The sequence below is a fragment of the Pseudolysinimonas sp. genome (assembly GCF_051954455.1).
Classification (GTDB): Bacteria; Actinomycetota; Actinomycetes; order Actinomycetales; family Microbacteriaceae; genus Pseudolysinimonas.
Map to the genome: position 1 here is coordinate 1 of NZ_JBQCHS010000003.1, position 20979 is coordinate 20979.

18 protein-coding genes are annotated in these 20979 nt (G+C 71.4%); 10 read left to right on the forward strand and 8 right to left on the reverse strand.

All coding sequences use genetic code 11. The annotated features are described in order from the left end of the window. Positions 1-1487 (reverse strand): MFS transporter (locus ACTHM3_RS01045; protein ID WP_440404229.1); only part of this gene is annotated, 1487 nt, incomplete at its 3' end. A 62-nt stretch (positions 1488-1549) separates the two neighbouring features. On the opposite strand from ACTHM3_RS01045, the gene ACTHM3_RS01050 reads away from it, so the two are divergent. Continuing rightward, on the forward strand, positions 1550-1987 hold the full coding sequence (locus ACTHM3_RS01050; protein ID WP_440404230.1) for a MarR family winged helix-turn-helix transcriptional regulator: 438 nt from the start codon (positions 1550-1552) through the stop codon (positions 1985-1987). A 48-nt stretch (positions 1988-2035) separates the two neighbouring features. Here the strand turns inward: ACTHM3_RS01050 and ACTHM3_RS01055 are convergent, their stop codons facing one another. Next, positions 2036-2737 (reverse strand): alpha/beta fold hydrolase, encoded by a 702-nt coding sequence (locus ACTHM3_RS01055; protein ID WP_440404231.1) that lies wholly within the window; start codon positions 2735-2737, stop codon positions 2036-2038. Between the two features lie 150 nt (positions 2738-2887). Between ACTHM3_RS01055 and ACTHM3_RS01060 the strand changes: the two genes are divergently transcribed. Continuing rightward, a complete protein-coding gene (locus ACTHM3_RS01060; protein ID WP_440404232.1) occupies positions 2888-4933 on the forward strand; it encodes an acyl-CoA dehydrogenase family protein in 2046 nt (681 codons plus the stop codon). Positions 4934-5046: 113 nt separating this feature from the next. Next, entirely contained in the window at positions 5047-7872 is a 2826-nt protein-coding gene (locus ACTHM3_RS01065; protein ID WP_440404233.1) for a discoidin domain-containing protein, read from the forward strand. 18 nt (positions 7873-7890) lie between these two features. Here the strand turns inward: ACTHM3_RS01065 and ACTHM3_RS01070 are convergent, their stop codons facing one another. After that, the gene (locus ACTHM3_RS01070) at positions 7891-8811 is read right to left on the reverse strand and encodes a MurR/RpiR family transcriptional regulator (RefSeq protein WP_440404234.1); all 921 of its coding nucleotides are present in this window, start codon (positions 8809-8811) and stop codon (positions 7891-7893) included. A 97-nt stretch (positions 8812-8908) separates the two neighbouring features. Then, positions 8909-12322: an esterase-like activity of phytase family protein gene (locus ACTHM3_RS01075; protein WP_440404235.1), complete on the reverse strand. Its 3414-nt coding sequence runs from the start codon at positions 12320-12322 to the stop codon at positions 8909-8911. A 108-nt stretch (positions 12323-12430) separates the two neighbouring features. Between ACTHM3_RS01075 and ACTHM3_RS01080 the strand changes: the two genes are divergently transcribed. The 3 genes from ACTHM3_RS01080 (at position 12431) to ACTHM3_RS01090 (ending at position 14608) form a co-directional block, all read left to right on the forward strand. Further along, positions 12431-13024 carry a CDP-alcohol phosphatidyltransferase family protein gene (locus ACTHM3_RS01080; protein WP_440404236.1) on the forward strand — a complete coding sequence of 198 codons (594 nt, stop codon included), beginning with the start codon at positions 12431-12433 and terminating at the stop codon, positions 13022-13024. 116 nt (positions 13025-13140) lie between these two features. Continuing rightward, positions 13141-13377, forward strand: a complete 237-nt coding sequence (locus tag ACTHM3_RS01085) for a hypothetical protein (RefSeq protein ID WP_440404237.1) — start codon at positions 13141-13143, stop codon at positions 13375-13377. Between the two features lie 157 nt (positions 13378-13534). After that, the gene (locus tag ACTHM3_RS01090; protein WP_440404238.1) at positions 13535-14608 is read left to right on the forward strand and encodes a fatty acid desaturase family protein; all 1074 of its coding nucleotides are present in this window, start codon (positions 13535-13537) and stop codon (positions 14606-14608) included. Positions 14609-14627: 19 nt separating this feature from the next. Here the strand turns inward: ACTHM3_RS01090 and ACTHM3_RS01095 are convergent, their stop codons facing one another. Continuing rightward, a complete protein-coding gene (locus ACTHM3_RS01095; protein ID WP_440404239.1) occupies positions 14628-14945 on the reverse strand; it encodes a hypothetical protein in 318 nt (105 codons plus the stop codon). A gap of 59 nt (positions 14946-15004) precedes the next feature. Continuing rightward, positions 15005-15340 (reverse strand): DUF7882 family protein, encoded by a 336-nt coding sequence (locus ACTHM3_RS01100; protein WP_440404240.1) that lies wholly within the window; start codon positions 15338-15340, stop codon positions 15005-15007. A gap of 258 nt (positions 15341-15598) precedes the next feature. On the opposite strand from ACTHM3_RS01100, the gene ACTHM3_RS01105 reads away from it, so the two are divergent. The 4 genes from ACTHM3_RS01105 to ACTHM3_RS01120 are packed head-to-tail and all read left to right on the forward strand — an operon-like array spanning position 15599 to position 18744. Further along, the gene (locus tag ACTHM3_RS01105) at positions 15599-16615 is read left to right on the forward strand and encodes a diacylglycerol/lipid kinase family protein (protein WP_440404241.1); all 1017 of its coding nucleotides are present in this window, start codon (positions 15599-15601) and stop codon (positions 16613-16615) included. After that, positions 16612-17385 carry a phosphatase PAP2 family protein gene (locus ACTHM3_RS01110; protein ID WP_440404242.1) on the forward strand — a complete coding sequence of 258 codons (774 nt, stop codon included), beginning with the start codon at positions 16612-16614 and terminating at the stop codon, positions 17383-17385. The genes ACTHM3_RS01105 and ACTHM3_RS01110 overlap by 4 nt, the downstream gene beginning before the upstream one ends. Beyond that, a complete protein-coding gene (locus tag ACTHM3_RS01115; protein ID WP_440404243.1) occupies positions 17385-18197 on the forward strand; it encodes a DUF1206 domain-containing protein in 813 nt (270 codons plus the stop codon). The genes ACTHM3_RS01110 and ACTHM3_RS01115 overlap by 1 nt, the downstream gene beginning before the upstream one ends. Before the next feature lie 55 nt (positions 18198-18252). Continuing rightward, a complete protein-coding gene (locus tag ACTHM3_RS01120) occupies positions 18253-18744 on the forward strand; it encodes a hypothetical protein (RefSeq protein WP_440404244.1) in 492 nt (163 codons plus the stop codon). Here ACTHM3_RS01120 and ACTHM3_RS01125 read toward each other — a convergent pair whose 3' ends face one another. Together ACTHM3_RS01125 and ACTHM3_RS01130 are read right to left on the reverse strand one after the other, a co-directional pair. Next, positions 18745-19401 (reverse strand): response regulator transcription factor, encoded by a 657-nt coding sequence (locus ACTHM3_RS01125; RefSeq protein WP_440404245.1) that lies wholly within the window; start codon positions 19399-19401, stop codon positions 18745-18747. After that, positions 19398-20813: a sensor histidine kinase gene (locus tag ACTHM3_RS01130; protein ID WP_440404246.1), complete on the reverse strand. Its 1416-nt coding sequence runs from the start codon at positions 20811-20813 to the stop codon at positions 19398-19400. Before ACTHM3_RS01130 ends, ACTHM3_RS01125 begins: the two co-directional genes overlap by 4 nt. Positions 20814-20979 lie beyond the last annotated feature (166 nt).

The window sequence follows — 20979 nt, forward strand, 5'->3', positions numbered from 1 at the left end:
TGTGTCCGGCCCCGCGCCCGGGCGGCGGCGGCCCCCCCACCCCGCCGCCCGCCGCCGGTCCCCCCCCCGCCCGAGCTGTCGACCACCGCGCTCACGATCGCGTCACGCTGTGCGGCCGGGATCGAGTCCGGCAGCCGGGCGCCGAGGATGCCGCCGAGGGACGCGAAGAGGATCGTGCCGAGGATCGCGATCCCGAGCGCCGATCCGACCTGCCGCGAGGTCGACTGCGTGCCCGACGCCTGCCCGCTCCGCTCGACCGGCACGTCGGCGAGCACGACGCCGGTCAGCTGCGCGGTCGCGAGCCCGACGCCGAAGCCGTAGACGAAGAGCCCCGCGCAGATCGCCCACCATGGGGTGTCGACCCCGATGACGAGCCCGACGATCACGAGCCCCACGATCTCCGCAGCGATGCCGATCCGGACCACGAGCAGCGGCCCCAGCCTGCCGCCGCCCGTCGCCGCGAATCCCGACGCGAGGAACGAGCCGATCGCGAGCGCGAGCAGGACGAGCCCGGTCTGCAGCGCGTCGTAGCCGAGCACGTTCTGCAGCCAGAGCGGCAGCGACAGGATGATGCCGAACTCGCCGAGCGCGACGATCAGCGCGGCGATGTTGCCGTTGCGGAACGACGCGATCCGGAACAGCTCGAACGCGATGATGGGGTCGCGCCCGGCCCGACGCCGATGGAATCCCCATGCCGCGTATGCGACGAGGGCGAGCAGGGCGAGCCCGAACGCGAACGGGATCGGCGACACGTCGAGCGGCCAGCGCCAGTCGCCGATGCGCGGACGGTGATCGACGGTCCACCAGCCGACCGTCCGCCCTTCGATGAGTCCGTAGACGAGCGCCGTGAACAGCACCACCGAGATGAGACCGCCGACGATGTCGATGCCGGCGCGCCCCGGGGAGCGCGACGGCTGCACGACCAGCGCCGCGCCGACGAGTAGCAGCGCCCCGAGCGGCAGGTTGATGCCGAAGGCCCAGCGCCACGAGAAGTCGGTGGTCAGCCAGCCGCCCAGGATCGGCCCGATGGCCGCCATCCCGCCGATCGTCGAGCCCCACACGGCGAACGCGATCCCGCGCTCGCGCCCGCGGAACGTCGCGTTGAGGATCGAGAGCGTCGTCGGCAGGATCATCGCGCCGCCCGCCCCCTGCACGAAGCGTGTCGCGATGAGGAGGCCGCCCGTCGGCGCGAGCGCCGCCCCGACGCTCGACAGCGCGAAGATCGCGACCCCGATCATGAGGAGCCGCCGCCGCCCGAACCGATCCGCGAGCGCCCCGAACACCAGCAGCAGTGCCGCGAACACGAGGGTGTACGACTCCTGCACCCACTGCACCGCGGTGGAGTCGAGGTGCAGATCGTGGACGACCGAGGGGATCGCGACGTTGACGATCGTGGAGTCGACGATGATGAGCGCGACTGCCACGCTCACGACGACGAGGCCGAGCCACCGCCGACGATCGGGTGTGGCTGCCGCTGCGTCCGTCATCCGGATCCTCCTCTAGATCATCAGCCGGCTGATGAATCGAACGTTAGCACTACCCTGGTCTGATGGCGCAGCCGGCGGATCTCGGGGATGACCCTCTCGCCGCCTGGCCCACCGGTCGCCTCCTCGCGACCGCCGCGCGCGCCACCGAGAACCGCTGGCACGCCGCACTCGATGGGCTGGGGCTCACCCACGCCGGCCTTGTCGCGCTCCACCTGCTCGACGGCGGGCCACTCGCTCAGGCCGACCTCGCCCGGGCCGCTCGCGTCGAGGCGCAGACGATGTCCCGCACCCTGGAGCGGCTGGAGCGCGCCGGCTACGTCAGCCGCGAGCCGCATCCGACCGATCGCCGCCGCATCCTCGTCGCCCGCACGCCCGAGGGCGACGCCGCCCTCGCTCGAGCGCAGGTCGTCGAGCGCGATCTCTTCCCCTCCGCGGCCGACACCGCGGCCTTCCGGGGAGCTCTCCTGGAGATCATCCGGGCGGGCGGCGCACCGCAATAGATCCCGCCCACGACGATCACTCCGGGCCGCGAGCTCGGCCGAGCCGCCTCAGCGCCCGAGGATCGCGAGCAGCAGCTCGGTGAGCTCGGTCGGCTTCGTGAGCTGGGGCCAGTGCCCGGTCGGGAGGTCGACGATGTCGACGGCGGTCAGCTCCGCGAGCTCGGCGACGAGCGGATGGCCGGCGGCGATCGTGCCGCGGATGTCGTCGGCGGGGAAGCCGGTCGCGATGAGGGTGGCCGGGATCGCGCGCCGCACGGCCGCGTCGCCGGAGTAGTGCATCGGGTCGCGGGCGACGCCGAGCGGCTCGGGTCGCGCCCGGCGGCGGAACTCGGCCCGCAGCGCGTCGTCGAGGTCGCGCAGATCGCTCGGCGGGAACTCCTCCCACGCTGGCAGCGGCAGCGTTCCGTCCGCGGGCTCCCACTCGTCGGTGATGTTGGCGCCCTCGGGCAGCGGGAAGGAGTCGACGAACACGACGCGCGCGACCGCCTCCGGTCGCGCGTCCGCCGCCGCCCAGGCGATGGGACCGCCGCCGGAGTGGCCGACGAGCGCGACGGGAGCGTCGACCGCGTCGACCTCCTCCACCACCGCGTCGATCGACTCCCGCATACCGACCGCGGACGGATCGTCGCCGTCACGGAGGCCCGGCAGCGTCGGAGTCCGCACCTCGTGCCCCGCCGCACGCAGCGCCGGCTCGACCTCGCGCCAGAGCGAGCCGTCCCACCAGAATCCGGAGATGAGCATGACGTTCATGGCGCGACCATAAAGCCCGCCCCCGGCATTTGTAGGGTTCCCCAACCCGTTCGGACCCGCCGCCCGCCGCCGTTCGTGGCTGCCGACGACGATTTCGGCCGGCCGGCGGGCCTCGGCTTACCGTCGGAGAAGACCATCGGGAGGTGTGTGATGACGGACGTGGCGGATCGCGTCGAGACCGGCAGCAACGCGGACAGCATCGACGTCTCGGCGCTCGGCGAGCTGCTCATGGGGCGCTGGGCGGCGGCGCGGCGGCACTCGCGCGAGCTCGTGAAGCGGCCGGAGTTCCAGCGCGAGCCGGGACTCCCCATGCCGGAGCATCGCAAGCGCGTCTTCCACCAGCTCGAGCTGCTGGTCGAGAACAAGGCCGTGCACCGCGCCTTCCCGAAGCGCCTCGACGGCGAGGAGGACCACGGCGGCAACATCGCCTCCTTCGAGGAGTTCCTCATCGGCGACCCGTCGCTCCAGATCAAGGCCGGCGTGCAGTGGGGTCTGTTCGGCGCCGCGATCATGCACCTCGGCACCGAGCGCCACCACGACGCGTTCCTGCCGGGCGCGATGTCGCTCGCGACGCCCGGCGCATTCGCGATGACGGAGACCGGGCACGGCTCCGACGTCGCCTCGATCGCGACGACCGCGACCTACGACCCCGAGGCCGACGAGTTCGTCATCGACACCCCGTTCCGCGCCGCGTGGAAGGACTACATCGGCAACGCCGCGATCGACGCGAAGGCGGCCGTCGTGTTCGCGCAGCTGATCGTCGCGGGGGTCAACCACGGCGTCCACGCGCTCTACGTGCCGCTGCGCGACGGCGCGGAGTTCCTGCCCGGCATCGGCGGCGAGGACGACGGCCTCAAGGGCGGCCTGAACGGCATCGACAACGGCCGCCTGCACTTCTCGGGCGTCCGGGTCCCGCGCACCAACCTGCTCAACCGCTACGGCGACGTCGACGAGAACGGCGTCTACAGCTCGCCGATCGCGAGCCCCGGGCGCCGCTTCTTCACGATGATCGGCACGCTCGTGCAGGGCCGCGTCTCGCTCGACGGCTCCGCCACGGTGGCGAGCAAGATGGCGCTGCAGATCGCGGTGACCTACGCGAACCAGCGGCGCCAGTTCTCCGACACCTCCGAGGGCGAGGAGGTCACCCTCCTCGACTACGGCCGCCACCAGCGTCGCTTGCTGCCGCGCATCGCGACCACGTACGCGATGTCGTTCGCGCACGAGGAGCTGCTGGCCAAGTTCCACGACGTGTTCTCCGGCGCGCACGACACCGACGCCGACCGGCAGGAGCTCGAGACCTTCGCCGCGTCGCTCAAGCCGTTCTCCACCTGGACGGCGCTCGACATCCTTCAGGAGACTCGGGAGGCGATGGGCGGCAACGGCTTCCTCGCCGAGAACCGTGTGGCGCAGCTGCGGGCCGACCTCGACATCTACGTGACGTTCGAGGGGGACAACAACGTGCTCCTCCAGCTCGTCGCGAAGCGCCTGCTGAGCGACTACGCCCGCCGCTTCGCCAAGCCCGATGCGGCGGCCATCTCGAAGCTCGTCGCCGCGCAGGTCGGCGAGGTGGCGATCAACCGCTCGGGCCTGCGCGCGTTCGGGCAGCGGATCGGCGACCTGGGATCGACGGCCCGCTCGATCGGACGGCTCCGCTCCGCCGACGCGCAGCGCGCCCTCCTCACCGACCGCGTCGAGACCATGGTCGGCGAGATCGCCGGCCGCATGCGCGGCGTCGCGAAGCTCTCGCCCGCGAAGGCGGCGGCGCTGTTCAACGCCAACCAGAACGAGCTCATCGAGGCGGCCTATGCGCATGCCGAGCTGCTCGAATGGGAGGCCTTCACGGCCGGCCTCGCGAAGATCGCCGATCCGCAGACGAAGAAGGTCGTGACCTGGCTGCGCGACCTGTTCGGGCTCGGGCTCATCGAGAAGCACGCCGCCTGGTACCTCATCCACGGCCGCGTCTCCGGCCCCCGCATGCAGGCCGTCACCGACTACATCGACGACCGGCTGCTGCCGCGGCTCCGCCCTCGCGCGCAGGAGCTCGTCGACGCGTTCGCCTTCGAGCCGGAGCACCTGCGGGCGCCCGTCGCGAGCGGTGCGGAGCGCGAGCGTCAGGAGGAGGCGCGCGCGTGGTTCGCCGCGCAGAAGGCCGCGGGGACGGCTCCCGTGATGGAGAAGTCGCAGAAGAAGAAGTGAGACCCCAACGCCTGTGAAACTTTGTTTCAGGGGATAGACGGGGCAAAGAAACAATATGTAAGGTGGCGGCACTGCGCGCCGCGCCTGGTGCGTCGTCACCTGGGAGATGCACCATGCGCGTCCATACCCGCACGTCGATTCTCACCACCGTCGTTCTCGCCGCATTGGCGTCGTCCGTGATTCTCGGATCGTCGGCATACGCCTCCGGGCCGGAGGATCCGACCAGTGTCACCTCGTACGCGCCCGCGAATACCGTCGACGTCGCACGATCGGCGACTGCGACGGCCAGCAGCTCCGAGGGGCAGTGGCCGCCGTCGAAGCTCGTCGATGGCGATGCGGGCACGTCCGGCCTCAACCTCTGGGTGGCTGGTGATACGGGAGTCGCGACAGGCGGGTGGGCCCAGCTCGAGCTCGCGGCACCCGCGGTCGTTCAACGCGTGGTCGTCTTCCCGCGCGGAGACGCGGGCTTCTACGGCGTCTACTTCCCGACGCAGTACAGCGTGTCGCTGCTCGACGCCGCCGGTGCGGTGATCGCGCACCAGGACATCACCCACGCCGACGTCCCCGGGGCCACCGTCTCGAAGCCCGATGTGATCGACTTCACGGAGGGTGCCGCTGCATCCCGCGTGCGGATCGACGTGACCAAGCGGCAGAGCCGGGAGGGTGGCATCCTGCAGCTCTCCGAGGTCGCGGCGTTCGCGGAAGGAAGCGGCGGCGGGACCTCGCCCGGAGGCGGCGGAACTGGCACCGGCACCGATCCTCTCGCCGACTACCAGCCGGCGGGCACCCGGGACCTCGCGCTCGGTGCCCGCGTGAGCGGGTCGTCGAGCTATGAGCAGCCGGGGGAGACCTGGAGCGCGGCCTTCGCGGTCAACGGCACCGTCGGGAACGCGGACGGGTGGAGCACCGACCCGTATGCCAAAGTCGGCGATCCCGCCACGGAGGCCACCTTGACCGTCGACCTCCGATGCGCGTCCGACCTCGCCCGCGTCGTGGTGTTCCCCCGCTCGAAGGACTTCCCCCGGGACTACCGCATCGAGACCTCCGACGACGGGACGACGTGGGGCACCGTCGGCGAGAGCCTCGGCAATCCGAGCGCGCAGACGACCCCGCAGTCGTTCGACACTCCCGCCGGCACGAGCGCCCGTTACGTGCGGATGCACGTCATCACACGTAACGGGCCCGATGGCGGCGACGGCTATCTCGTCCAGCTCTCGGAGTTCGCGGTTTTCGGTGTCGCCGGTCAGTGCGTCACCCAGGTGAAGCCGGCACTCGAGCTCCAGCCCGGGGCGACGGACGACACCTGGTTCGAGGCGACGGGCACGAGCGGTACTTACACGGTGTCGAGCTCGGACCCGGCGGTCGCGTCGGTCGCCCCGGACGGTGCCATCACCGGGGTCGCTGCCGGCACCGCGACGATCGTTCTGGCTACGGGTGCGACGCGGCTCACGGTGCCCGTCTCCGTCGCGGACCACATCGAGCGCATCGGGGACGGCTTCGAGATCACGGCATTCTGGCCGCCCACCATCGGCCATGTCGTTGACGAGCAGTACCGCAATCTCGCCGACGCCGGGATCGACGTCGTGCAGAACGCGCAGATCGAGACCGCCGCACCGGAGCAGAACCTCAAGATGGCGGCCCTGGCCGCGAAGTACGGCATGAAGGTCGTCGTGCAGGACAATACCGTCAGCCCGGGCACGATGACGGCGGCGGAGGCGACGGCGTGGGCGCAGCGCTACACCGACGTGCCGGGCGTGGGAGGGTTCTTCCTCGTCGACGAACCGTCGAATGCGACGGCGTATGCGACGGCCTTCAATGCCATCCGCACGGCGGCTCCCGACTACTACGTGCACCTCAATTTTCTCCCATACGGGGCATTGGGCGGAGTCGACAGCAGCCGCGCCGCCATGCAGGGCTGGCTGGATGCGACCGGCCAACGGACCGGCGACGAGCCCGACTACCTGATGTACGACCTGTACCCGTTCGGAGCCTCATCGACCGACTTCACGTCGCTCTTCACCGGTCTCGATGCGGGGCGCGAGATCGGATTGCAGAATCGGATCAAGACGGCCACCTACCTCCAGGCGATCGGCATCCCTGGTGCGCTTCGCCGACCGGACGCCGAGGAGATCCGCTACGAGGCGAACATGGCGCTCGCCTACGGCTACAAGCAGTTGTCCTACTTCGCCTGGTGGACGCCCACGAATCGCAGTGAGCAGTTCACCGACGGGATCATCGACCCGAACGGGGTGAAGACCGACCTTTACGGACCCGTTCAGCAGCTCAATTCGGAGATCCACGCACTCGGACCGACGCTCATGAGGCTGGACGCGAAGGAGGTCTTCCTCAGCGGGAACGCATACGGGCAACCGACGGTGCCGGCAGGCTACTTCGTGCAGCCGCGCAGTGCCGGCGACCTCGTGGTGTCACACCTGGTCGATCGCTCCACCGGCACCGACTACCTGTTCGTGGTGAACAACGAACTCGGAGCCGGGCAGGACGTCGTGCTCGATGTCGGGGACGGGGTCACCGCGGTGCGCGAGGTGAGTCGTGCGGACGGATCGCTCGGCGATCCGGTCGATCTGACCGCGACCTCCGCCTCCTCCCAGCTCCTCCGAACGACGCCGCCCTCACGGGCCGCCGTGGCCGCGGTCGCCGGATCGCATCTCACCCGGCATCTCGATCCGTCGGAGGGCGTCCTGTACCAGCTGGTGCGCGGAGCGTCGACCGGCACCGGCACGGGCCCCGGCGACGGGGGACCGTCAGCGCCCGGCACCGCCACGGGTTCGACCGGCACCAGCACGGCGGCCACGGGTGGGCGCCTCGCGACGTCGGGCTCGGATCTGTCATGGGGCTCCGTGGCGCTGTCGGCCATCATGCTGATGAGCGGACTCCTCTTGGTCTCCGCGCGTCGTCGCCGACGCCGCCGGGCCCTCTGATCCCGAGAGTCGGCGAGGTCAGCTGCGGGTGCGCTTCCGAGCGTCTCGGTGCCCGATCGTCGCCGCCCAGGTCCGCTCGGCGAAGCGGGTGGATCGTTCCGGGTTCTGCCAGGACGTGAGGACATAGAGCAGATCGGCCGCGAAGACCTGGGTGTGCGACGATGTCATCGCCCCGAGCTCCAGGTAGTCGTCCGGCGGCGCCGTGCGGATGACGACCTCGGCCTGCGCCGCGAGCGCGGACGCGGGGTCACTCGTGATCGCGATCGTTCGGGCCCCAGCGGACCGCGCGACCGCCAGCATCCCGACGGTCTCAGCGGTCGTCCCTGAGCTCGAGATCCCGATGGCGACGGCCTGAGGGTCCAAGCACGACGCGCTCATGATCCCCAGCTGCGGATCGCTCCAGGCCCGCGCATTGATGCCGATCTGATACAGCCGGTCGACCAGCCCGTCCGAGATCGAGGCCGATCCGCCGACGCCGTAGACATCGACGTGTCGGCTCTCCGCCACCATGGCGGCCGCGCGTCGGAAGCGCGGCAGATCCACCAGATCGGCGGACGCCTGCAGGGCGCTGACGTGGGTCGACAGGAACGTGCGCAGGAGTTCTCGGTCGCTCATCGACGGGTCGACCATCGCCCCCGGCGTGCGGGCGAAACCGCTCTCGCCGACAGAGCGGCCGAGGTCTGCGGCCGCTCCGACGCGCAGCTGGACGTACCCGCCGTATCCGATCACGCGGCAGAACCGGGTGACCGTCGGGCTCGAGACCCCCGCGAGTCGGGCAAGCTCGGCGATCGAGGAGTGGACCGCGGTCTCGGGATGTTCGAGCAGGAACATCGCGAGCTTCGCCATCGATGGCGTCAACCCGGGCAGAACCGCCTGCAGCCGGGCGCGGAGCCCGAACTCGGGCGGAGCAGCGACGACGCCCTCGAGATCATCGGTCACCGGGCCATAGTGCCAGGGCCGGTGCCGTCCCGTGCTCTCCTCCACAAAGGAGGCTCTCGATACGTCGGCTCCGCCGACTACTCGACCCGCGGACGCGTCACGGGAGCTTCGCGACGAGGTTCAGCACCCGCGTGCGCTGCGTGGGGCTGAAGTTGTCGTCGCTGATCAGGCTGATCGCCGCGCCGTGGAAGCCGAGCACGTTCAGGCTGCCGGTGATCGCCATCCCCTCGAAGTTGTCGAGGAGCGGGTTCGCCTGCGGCTCGAGCGGGGTCGCTCCGAGGGTCGGGCAGGTCTGCAGGTTCGCGACGAGCTTCTTTGCGACCGCGTCCGTGGGTGACGTCGAGAGGTCCGCGACGTCGCTGACGTCCTTGGCCTTCGAGAGCTTCGTCACGCCGTACAGCGAGACCGCGTTGCCGGTCACCGGGCTGTACGACGCCTCCATGACGAGGAGCGAGTCCTTCCCGTACGCGGCGACCTCGGGAATGCGCTGGCCGGCCTCCGCGCGGTACGCGATCTGCTTGACGAGCGACCAGGCGCCCGTCCGGTCGACCGTGTAGACGAGGAAGCGGTGCATCGTCGCGTCCGTCGCACCGCCCGCAGCAGCCGAGGTGTCGCCCGAGAGGACTCCCTCCATGGCCGCGATGATCGTCCTCCCGTCCGGCGAGATCGTGAGCCCCTCGAGCGTCGCGTTCGAGGTCGCCTGCCCCTCGGGCGTCGTCCCTCTCACCGCGAACCGCGCGGGCACGGGCAGCTGCGCCTTCTGCACGCCGTCGCGCCCGAAGATCCGGATCGACGGCTCGGTCTCCGAGCTCACCAGGTAGTCGCCGCTCGGCAGGACCGCGAGGCCCTCGTCGTCGGCGGTCTGCCCGGTGTACGGGGTGCCGTCGGGCTTCTTCAGCACGAGCGGCGCGCGCGTCGCGCCCGGGTGGGCGGGGGAGCCGATGAACCAGATGCGCGACGGGTCGGTGCCGTTGTTGTCGACCGCGGAGACGTACGACCGCGACCGCGCGTCGTAGGCGAGCGACGAGAGCCCGCCCACCGTGATCCCGCCGGCCTGCTCCTTGTTCAGCGCGTCGCTGTAGCCCACCGCGAGCGCGTCGGGGGAGCACACCGGCAGGGTCGGCTTCTGCGCGACCGTGAGGCGCACGAGCTGCGGGTCGTGGTCGCTCACCTGGTCCGCGAACTCCGAGTTGAGGTGCACGACCTGGTACTGCACGCGACCGGCGCCCTCCGTGACGAGGATGTGGTCGAGCACCTGCGAGACGCCGTTGTACACGTAGGTGTACTGCTGGTTCTGCGGCAGGGTCGTGATGAGGTCGGTGAGGATCCGGCTCCGGCCCGAGCCGGTCAGCGTCGCGAGCGCCGGGCTGAACTGGTAGTCGTTGAGGTCTCCCGCGACGACGACCTTCGCCTTCTTGTCGGCCTTCAGCAGCGACGTCACGAACGCGTTCACCTCGGTGGCCTGCTGCCGGCGCTGGACCTCGGAGGAGCGCTGCGGGTACTGGAACCGGCCGTCGGCGTTCTGGTCGCCGCCCTTCGAGTCGAAGTGGTTGCCGATCACGAAGACGTCCTGCCCGCGGAACCGGAACTCGCCGACGAGCGGCTTGCGGCTGCTGTCCCAGGCCGCGCTCGTCGGGTCGATGCGCCCGGGCGAGAGCGTCAGCGCGGGCTTGCCCTTGACCTTCGTGACGGTCGTGCCGGTGGTCGAGCGGTCGACGTCGGCCGAGCCGGAGTCGACGAACGAGACCCGCGCGGGGTTGAACAGGAACACGATGCGGATGTTGCCGCCGGGCTGCCCGCCGTCCTGGTCGTTCACCGGGTCGATCTCGCGCCACTGGTAGAACGGCCCGCCCGCCGCCGCGATCGCCGCGGTCAGCTTCTGGAGGGTCTGGTCGGCGGCGACCGTGCCGGAGTCGGCGGCGCCGTCGTCGTCCTGCACCTCCTCGACCGTCACGACGTCGGGCGCGGCGAGGTTCGTGACGATGCCCTGCGCGAGGCGCGTGTACTTGTCCGCCGGGTCGCCGGGGGCGAGATTCTCGACGTTGTAGGTGGCGACCGAGAGCTGGTCGTCGGCCTGCTTGGTCGCGACGGTCGGCGTCAGACCGTGCGAGGCCACGTCGCCGAGCTGCGTCGCGGCGATGAGGTAGCCGCCGAAGGTGGACCAGTCGATCGGCCCGACCGTCGGGCCGGTGAACACGTCGCCGACGTTCGCCTCGGGGTTCGAGCCGTCGACCGGCACGACCTCGAGCCGCCCCGACGGGGTCCGGTTCTCGCCCGTCAGCAGGGTGCCGCCGCGGATGCTCACGGCCTGGTCGGGCTTCGTCGTCACGTAGCTCTCGCCGTACTGGTTCGACGGCCCGACGACGCGGGCGTCGTCGACCTCGGCGCGCATGCCCTCGATCGACTCGTAGAAGTCCAGCGCCGAGCGGGCGGGCTGGATGCCGGTGGTCTCGATGTTGCCGCCGCCGAGATCCGGCGCGTAGAGGTCCGGCACCGTCGTCGGGGTGAGGAGAACCGGCGCGGGGAGCGCGTTGCCGTGCGAGACGACGTAGACGGTCGCGTTCGAGATCTCGGTGGTCGAGAGGTTGGACGTCGTGGCGCGCGTCTCGCCGCTCGACAGCGGGTAGTAGTCCTTCACCGTGCCGGAGAACAGCACCGAGTCGCCGACGGCGACGCCCGTGGCGCTCCCGAAGACGAAGACCGCCTCGCTCGTGGCGGGGTCCGCGTCCGGGGTCGGGTCCTGCACCCAGTAGCCGCGGCTCGAGCCGGAGCTGCGCACCGCGGTCACGATGCCCGGGACGTTCTCGACCTTCTGACCGTTCAGGGGCGAGACCCACGAGGCGCCCTGGATGTCGTGGATGCGGGTGGCGCCGGGCGTCGGCGGGGTGCCGCCGCCTCCGGGCGGCGTGGTGCCGCCGACGGTGTCACCGGCCTGGTCGGTCGGGGTCGGGTCGCCGGCGGTGAAGTCCTTGCTGTTGTCGTCGGTGTCGGTCCCGGCGGCGTCGCGGGAGTCGGACGTCGTGTTGCCGAGGCCGGGCGCCGGCTTCGTCTCGGACCTGCTCGCGGTCGCGCCGTAGCCGACGAGGTCGATCTGCGTCGCGCCGTTCCGCAGGATCACGATGCCGGCGGTGCCGGCGAGGTTGAGGGTGCCGGTCGCGTCGGGGGTCGGAAGCGCCGTGCTGCCGCCGGACCCCTTCGCCTCCTGGATCAGGTACGTCTTCCCGGGGGCGATCGACCCGGTGAGCGCCGTCGCCCCGCCCGAGCTGCCGGTCGCGGCGGCCTGGTACTCGACCGACCAGCCCGACAGGTCGACCGGGCTCGCGCCGACGTTCTTCAGCTCGATGAAGTCGTTGGTGAGCGTGGCGCCGCTGTTGCCGCCGCCGCCGTAGACCTCGTCGATGACGACGGACGTGCTGCCGGCGGCGGACGCGGGCGCCGCCACGGCGACGCCGGCGAGGACGAGCCCGCCGACGGCGGCCCCGACCGTGAGAGAGCGGATGAATCTGGGCACGGACATACCCCCCGAATAGGTCACACCCACATCAGACACCCGATCGGTGAACAGGGGAAGAACGAACCGGGGGCGGCGGTGGTCGATCGGGTGCGGAAGGATACGGGGGTGATCACCCCGGCCAGCGACCGCATCGTCACGGCGCCGAACGTGATCTCGCTCGCGCGCCTGGTGATCTTCGCGCCGCTGTTCGTGATCCTGCTGCTGCCGCTCGACTCCCCGCTCGGGGCCCTCATCGCCGCGGCGGCGCTCGGCGCGACCGACTGGGTCGACGGGTACGTCGCGCGGCGGTTCCACCAGGTGTCGGAACTCGGCCGCAAGCTCGACGCGATCGCCGACCGGCTCAGTCAGATCGTCATCGCGGTCGCCATGGTCGTCGGCGGCTACCTGCCGTGGTGGCTGCTGATCGCGATCATGGTGCCGGACCTCGTGTTCGGCATCGTCGTGTTCGTGCGCAGTCGCGACCGCGCGATCCCGGTGCGGTGGATCGGGCGGGTGCGCACCGCGATCCTCATGGTCGGGATGCCGCTCATCCTGCTGTTCGCCGCCATCGACCGGCACAACGCCGTCCTGTCCGGGATCGGGCTGACGGTCGTGCTCGTCGGTACGGCGCTGCACATCGTCGCCGACGCGCTGTACACCTGGACGCTGCTGCGCGGCACGGCCATGCAGCAGCGCGATGCGCACCCCGTGGAGCGCTAGGACGCCTCGGCCGCCGCCACCGCGTGACGACCGCCGCCTGACTACTCCCCCAGGAGTACCGAAGGATCCACCCCGGGACCGATGCCCGGGCCACCGGGCAGGGGCAGCATCGAAGCATGACGATGATCGACCTGCCGCAGGCGCAGACCGCCGAGGTGGAGTTCGCCGGCCGCCGGGGCGTGTACCGGCTCATCAACGTGGACCGCGAGCGCTGGCTCGTCTACGGCAAGGGTGCGGTGCAGTACGTGGGGATGCTCATCCGCACGGGAGTGACCTTCACGCTCCACCCGATGCTGCCTCGCGGCGGCCGCGATCTGGCCGGCGATCTCGACGAGTTGACCCTCGCGCTCTGACCGCGCAGCCGTCGGCTCCCCTGTGACGGCTCTCACACTTCCCGCGGTGGTCTGGGGGGCACTGCCCAGCCCGCGGCCCTAGGCTCAGGACATCTGCACCACGGGCGCTCGCCCAGTTCCTCCGATTGAGAAGTCGGATCTCGACTTCAGGAGACGGATGTCCTCCTCCTCGTTCACGCGTACCGTCTCGGCGCCCGTCGCCGGACCCAACTTCGCCGCGATGTCGCGGGTCGTCCGCGAGACCGGCCTGCTCCGCCGCAGCCGCTGGTTCTACGGCCTCCTCGTCGGCGGCCTGTTCGCCGGCCTGGGCGGCGCGATCACCGGCTTCATTCTGCTCGGCGACTCCTGGTTCCAGCTGCTCATCGCGGCGGCGCTCGGGCTGATCTTCACGCAGTTCGCGTTCTTCTCGCACGAGGCCGCGCACCGACAGGTGCTCGCCTCCGGCCCCGCAAACGACCGCCTCGGCCGCATCTTCGCGACGGCGATGGTGGGCATGAGCTACCAGTGGTGGATGACGAAGCACACCCGTCACCACGCCAACCCGAACCGTCTCGGCAAGGACCCGGACATCGACCCGGACACGGTCTCCTTCCACCAGGAGACCGCCGCCTCGCGCCGCGGGCTGTTCGCGGCGTTCACCCGGATCCAGGGCTACCTCTTCTTCCCGCTGCTCGCGTTCGAGGGCGTCAACCTGCACTTCCGCTCCATCGCCTCGCTCGTCGAGCGGCGCAAGGTGGAGGGCCGCGCGCTCGAGCTCACCGTGCTCGCGGTGCGCTTCGGCATCCTCATCTCGGCGGTGTTCCTCGTGCTGCCGCTCGGCATGGCATTCGCCTTCTTGGGCGTGCAGCTCGCCGTCTTCGGCATCTACATGGGCGCGACCTTCGCACCGAATCACATCGGCATGGCGTTCGTCTCCCGCGACGCGAAGCTCGACTTCTTCTCCAAGCAGGTGCTCACCTCGCGCAACATCACGGGCGGCTGGTGGATGACGGCGCTCATGGGCGGCCTGAACCACCAGGTCGAGCACCACCTCTTCCCGAACATGCCGCGCCCGCACCTGGCCCGTGCCCGCGAGATCGTGCGCGAGCACACCATCCAGCATGCCGTGCCGTACACGGAGACGAGCCTGCCGAGCGCGTGGAAGCGCGTCATCCAGCACCTCAACGTCGTCGGGCACGCGGCCCCGCGCATCTTCGAGTGCCCGGTCGCGATGCGCTACAGCGGGAGCTGAGCGCCGCCCGGCGTCGGGGTCAGATGTCCCAATCGAGGGCCGAGCCCGACTCGGTCGCTCCCCACGTCGCCTGCTGCCGGCCGATGCGCTCGCGGACGTCCGCGACGAACTCCGGGTCCTCGAGCTCCGGCCCCGTGTGGTGCACCCGGGCCGCGCTGAGCTGGCTGGCGGGCCCGATGAGGAGGTCGAACTCCGCCTCGCCGTCGCGCCCGATCCCCGGCACGCACACCCGGTCGGCGTGCCCCGCGTTCGCGAGCGCGACGCCGTAGTCGATCACCACGTCGGCGATCTGATCCCCGGTGATGAAGGAGTCGCCGACGTAGCTGACCTCTTTCATGCGAGCAGGCTGACACGCCCCGGGCAGGCAGGGAGCGGGTACTCAGCCAAATCACGCATTCAGCTGACCGGGGAGACCTTCGCGGCCGGCTTGGGATTGTGAGCGTTGTCGCCGAGGTTGAGACCAGCCACCGAGTTCGCCCGACTGGTCATGTCCTCGAGCATGTCGCGGTCGAGCTCGATGGCCCGGGATCCGGCGTACTCGAAGGCGAGCTCGAGGGTCTCGTTCACCCAGACGACGCGGCGCCCGCTGCCGTCCGAGGCCGGCTCGACCCAGCTGAGCGGGAACGGCTCGCGGCGCCGCAGCTTGGCGAGCATCACCGCCTGCACATGCGCGAGCAGCCGATCGTCGATCTCGATCTGCATCCCGCGCGCCCCGTACACCAGACGTCCCACGATCAGATCGTGGTGCCCCGGCGGCTCGGAAGCAAGTGGGCGGGCCGCGCACGCGGCGGCGACGCCTGATCGCGCGCGGGGACCGGGGCCGGGTGGGACTCCCAGCCGGCACTCAGGTCGCCGGAATTCCGGCCGGATCGAGGTGTCCGCGGCCGGTCGCCGGCGTTCCGCGGGGCCGCCGCCGCACCTGCGTGAGATTCGCCTCATCCCGTCCCACTACCGTCGGGTGCCCGTGACTCACGACCCCGACGGCAGGCCATGACCCTCGACGAAGCGATCGACGCCCGACCCCACGGCGCCGGTCCCGCCAGCCCGACCGGCCGCGCGGCCGCCGTCGTCTACAACCCGGTGAAGGTCGACCTCGACGCGCTGCGCGAGGTCGTCGACCGCATCGCGGCGCGCGCCGGCCGGAGCGAGACCCTGTGGTTCGCCACCACCGTCGACGACCCCGGTCGTGGTCCCGCCCAGCAGGCCGTCGACGCCGGTGCGGACCTCGTCATCGCCGCCGGCGGCGACGGGACGATCCGCGAGGTCGCCGAGGTCGTCGCCGGATCGTCGGCGGCGCTCGGACTCCTTCCGAGCGGCACCGGCAATCTGCTCGCGCGCAACCTCGACCTGACCCTCGACGACGCCGAGCACGCCGTCACGGCGGCGTTCGAGGGGGAGGACCGGCGCATCGACCTCGCCCGCGCCCGCATCCGACGCCCCGACGGCTCGGAGGAGACCCGCGCGTTCCTGGTCATGGCGGGGGTCGGCCTCGACGCCGACATGCTGTCCTCGACCGACGAGGAGCTGAAGGCGCGCTTCGGCTGGGTCGCCTACGCCCGCGCTCTCGTCACCACCCTCCGCCACAGCAACCGGATCAACATGTGGTACCGCGTCGACGGCGGCCGGCCGCGCCGGGTCTACGCCCACACCGCGATCGTGGGCAACTGCGGCACCCTCACCGCGAACGTGCTCCTGCTCCCCACCGCAGCGGTCGACGACGGGATCCTCGACGCGGTCTTCATCAAGCCCTCGAACCTGCGCGGCTGGCTCCAGGCGTTCCGCAAGGTGCTGTGGCAGAACGGCGTGCTGGCCCGGATCGGCGGCCGCCGGCGCACCGGCTCGGAGGTCGACGCGGTCAACTACGTCCGTGCGTCCTCGCTCGAGGTGAAGCTCGGGGCGCCCGAGCGGATCGAGCTCGACGGCGACCCGATGGGGGATGCGGTCGGCTTCGTCGCCGAGGTCGAGCACGGCGGCCTCGTCGTCCGCGTGCCCCGGGAGGACGGATGACCGCCGCCACCGCCCTCGAGCGGCCGACGCCGTGGCGCGAGCGGTTCATCGTCGAGGTCCGCCGCCGGTCACCCGAGCAGCGCCGTTCGCTCTACCGGCTCTCCGGCCTCCTCATCGTCGTGGGCGCGGTCGGGTCCACGGTGCTCCTCGTCGGGGTGACCACCCACTCCGGGCCGGAGCTGCTCGACCGGCCGGTCGAGCGCTGGTTCCTCACCCTCCGCGAGGCGAGCACCACACCCGTGATGATCGTGCTCGCGGTCGTGTTCGGTCCCATCGGGATGCCCATCCTCGTGGCCGTCGTGCTTATCGTGTGGATCGCGCTGACCCGGCACCTCTGGCGCCCGATCCTCCTGTTCTGCGGGATGACCTCGGGCGTCGTCCTCGCCCAGGTGCTGGCGCCGATCGTGCGGCACCCGCGGCCGCCGGTCGCCACGATGCTGTTCGGGGCCGACCACACCTTCTCGTTCCCGTCCGGTCATGTGCTCGGGATGTCGGACTTCTTCCTGCTCACGGCCTTCCTCCTCGCGAGCCGGATCTCGCGGCCACCCGTCACGGCGCTCTTCACGGGCGTCGCGGTGGTCGCGATCCTCTCCCAGGTGTTCAGCCGGCTCTACCTCGGCTACCACTGGTTCTCCGACGTGACGGGGTCGCTCGCCCTGTCGCTCGTCATCGTCGGGATCGTCATCGCGATCGACACGCGACGCACCGTCCGGGTGGCCGACGAGCCCCTCCCGGGCGCGATGTCCGCTCCGCAGCGGGACGGCACCTGATGTCGGCGCAGCGGACCGCGCGGCGCGCGGCCGAGACGGCGGGGGACTCCCGGGCGCTCCACGCGCTCGCGCGCATCGGCTACGGCGCGAGCGCGGTCGTGCACGTGCTGATCGGCTACCTCGCGATCCGGGTGGCCCTGAACGACCCGGCCGAGTCGGATCAGACCGGCGCGATCGCGCAGGTCGCCGCGCTGCCCGGGGGGATGGTCGTGATCTGGGCGCTCGTCGTGGGCTTCTTCGCGCTCGCCGTGTGGCTCGTGGCGGAGGCCGTCCCCGGCGTCGGCTCCCGGCTCCGCTCGCGGTGGGCGCGGAGCGCGGAGTCGCTGGCCAAGGCCGTGGCCTACGCCGCCCTCGGCGTCACCGCGCTCACGTTCGCGCTGGGCAGCCGGAGCGACGCCCGCACCTCGACGCAGGCGGCGAGCTCGACGATCCTGCAGCTGCCGGGTGGGCAGGTGCTGCTCGGGCTCGTCGGGATCGCGGCCGCGGCGGTCGGGGTCGGACTCGTGGTGAAGGGCGTGCGGCGCGGCTTCCTCGAGGACCTCGATCCGGTCGGCGACGGCCTCGGCCGGCGTCTCGTCGTCGTGCTCGGCACCGTCGGGTACGTCGCGAAGGGCATCGCCGTCGCCATCGTCGGGGTGCTGTTCGTCGTCGCGGCGGTCAAGCTCGATCCGGGGGAGGCGAGCGGTCTCGACGGCGCGCTGCGCGCCCTCACAGCGCTGCCGTTCGGCGTCCTGCTGCTCGTCGTGGTCGGCATCGGCCTGATCCTGTTCGGCGGCTACACCTTCCTCCGTGCGCGGCTCGCCCGCATGTGATCGCCGTCTGTCAAGACCCAGGAGGTGACGCGTGGGCGATGAGAGGATGACCCGCGTGAAGTACGGAGCCGTGTCGACCGCGATCGCCGCGCTGGCGATCGCGACGGCGGCCGCGGTGGTCGTCGTCGGTCAGCCGACCGACCAGGCGGGGCTGAAGCTCGGCGAGCAGCCGATCGAGGTCCGCGCCGATCAGGCGCGCGCCGCCGCGACGACGCCGACCGGATCCTCCGGCCCGGAGCCCGCCGCGGCGGACACGAGTGCGCCGATGCCCACGAATGCGGGCACCGCATCCGACACGACGCCCGCCTCGCCCGCCGACTCCGCGTCGGCGCCGACCGCGACCGCGTCGCAGGCGCCTTCGGCCCCCACGGCGACCTCGCCCGCGGAGTCCAGCCCCACCGGCCCGACGACCCCCGTCATGGTCGACCCCGCCCCGGCCCAGCCGGTCGGACCCGGTGACAACGGCAAGCACAATGGCGCCGGCAAGGGCAACGCCGGCAAGGGCAACGGGAAGTCGTCGACGTCCGGCGACGACGACTCGCAGTAGTCAGCTCCGAATGCGGTATCCGGCGCCGCGCACCGTCTCGATCGCGTCGGCGCCGAGCTTCTGCCGCAGGTAGCCCACGTAGACGTCGACGACGTTCGAGCTCCGCTCCGTCTCGTAGCCCCAGATCTCGCGCATGAGCTCTCCGCGCCCGACCACGCGCTCCGGGCGCCGCATCAGGTACTCGAGCAGCTCGAACTCGCGCGTGGGCAGGTCGACGAGCCCGCGCGGGGTCGTGACCGCGCGGGCCACGAGGTCGAGCGTCATGCCACCCGAGGTCACCCGGTTCTCGTGCACGCGCGCGAGCCGCAGCCGCGCGTTGATCCGGGCGAGCAGCTCGTCGAACCGGATCGGCTTGGTGACGTAGTCGTCGGCCCCGGTGTTGAGGCCGCCGACGATGTGCGACGGGATGTTGTCGGCCGTCACCAGGATGATCGCCAGCTCCGGCATGCTCGGGCGCACGTCCGCGAGCACCTCGAGCCCGCTCATGAGCGGGAGCCCGACATCCAGCAGCACCAGGTCGAACCGCCCCGAGAGCATCGCGGTGCGAGCCGCGAGGCCGTCCGCGACGCGCTCGGTGAGGAATCCGGCTCCGCCGAGCGAGCGCAGCAGGAGCGCGGCGAGGCGGTCGTCGTCCTCCGCGATGAGGATCGAGGTCATGGCGTCTCCGTTCCGGCGGGGATGACGAGCGAGAAGGTGTTGCCGCCGGTGTCCGCCTCGAGTTCGACCCGGCCGCCGTGCGCGGCGGCGATGGCCGAGACGATGGCGAGCCCGAGGCCGGAGCCGTTCGAGGAGGCCGAGCCGCGGCCGCGCACGAAGCGCTCGAAGACGGCCGCACGCTCCTCGAGCGGGATCGGTGTGCCCTGGTCGGCCACCCACATCCACGCCTCGCCGTCGGTGACGGAGCTGCCGAGCTCGATCGGCCGGCCCGCCGGCGAGTACTTGTCGGCGTTCTGCGCGAGCTGGAGCCAGGCCTGGATGATGCGCTCGCGGTCGAGGGTCCAGCTCGCGGCCGCTCGGGTCGAGATCCGCCACGGCCGCCCGCCGAGCGCGGAGCAACGCGCCAACATGTCGTCGGTGAGCGCCCCGAGGTCGACGGTCGCCGGCTGGAACACCGAGGTCTGCACGTCGGTGAGGTCGGTCAGGCCGTCGACGAGCGCCGTCATCCGGTCGACCTCCTCGATGCCGATGCGGCGCGCGTCGGCGACGATCTGTTCGTCGCCCGCGACCAGCAGTTCGAGCTCGCCGCGGATCACGCTGAGCGGGGCCTTGAGCTCGTGCCGCACGTCCTCCAGCAGGGCCCGGCGCTGCTCCACGCCCTCCTGGATGCGGTCGAGCATCGAGTTGACGGTGCCCGTCAGGGTCGACACGTCATCGTCGCCGGTCACCGGGATCCGCTCGCCGAGGTCGTCCGCCGTGATGCGCTGGGCCATCCGGTTGAGTCCGCGGATGGGGGCGAGGAGCCGGCCGGCCACGAGCCAGCCGAGGACGCCGATGACGAGAAGGGCCCCCAGCGAGATGATCGCGTAGACGCGGAAGGTCGAGTCGAGGGGAGCGAGCCGCCGGCTCTGGTCGATGACGACGGCGAAGACACCGCGCGCGGGATCCGCCGCCACGGTGACGGGAACGGCGAGGTAGCGGTAGGGGACCCCGTCGTGCAGGTAGGTGCCTTGGCGGACGGAGCCGTCGGCCGTCTCGCGGAACACGCGGGCAGCGAAGCCCGGCAGCCGCTCGGGTCGCACCGCCTCCGAGACCCCGGAGGTGTAGGCGGTCCTCCCGTCGAGGATGCCGACGGTGCCCCCGTCCTCCGGAGGGACCGCGATGGAGAGCACCCGCCGCAGCGCCTGCCCGGTGGAGGCGATGCCGTGCTGCGCGGCGACCAGACGACGGGCCTCCGCGAGCTCCGACGACAGGCGCGCGTCGACGTCGCTGACCATCCGAGCCCGCTGCAGCTCGTATGACACGACGCCGGCGGCGACGAGCCCCATCAGCGCGGCCGCGAGGATCGTCGCGAGGATCCGTGAGCGCACCGACCAGCCCGGTCGGCGCACCGCAGCGGAGGCGGACGACATGCGGCCATTATCCGGGGCCGATCGGCGGCGTCACCGCCCCTCGTTCGGGCGCGAGCGCCGATGACGATCATTCAGGTGGCGCTCAGCATCGCGTGATTCCGGGCCTCTGCGTGTGCGGCGAGCGCGTCAGAGGCATGGATCGACGCCGTGGGACCTTCGGCATGAG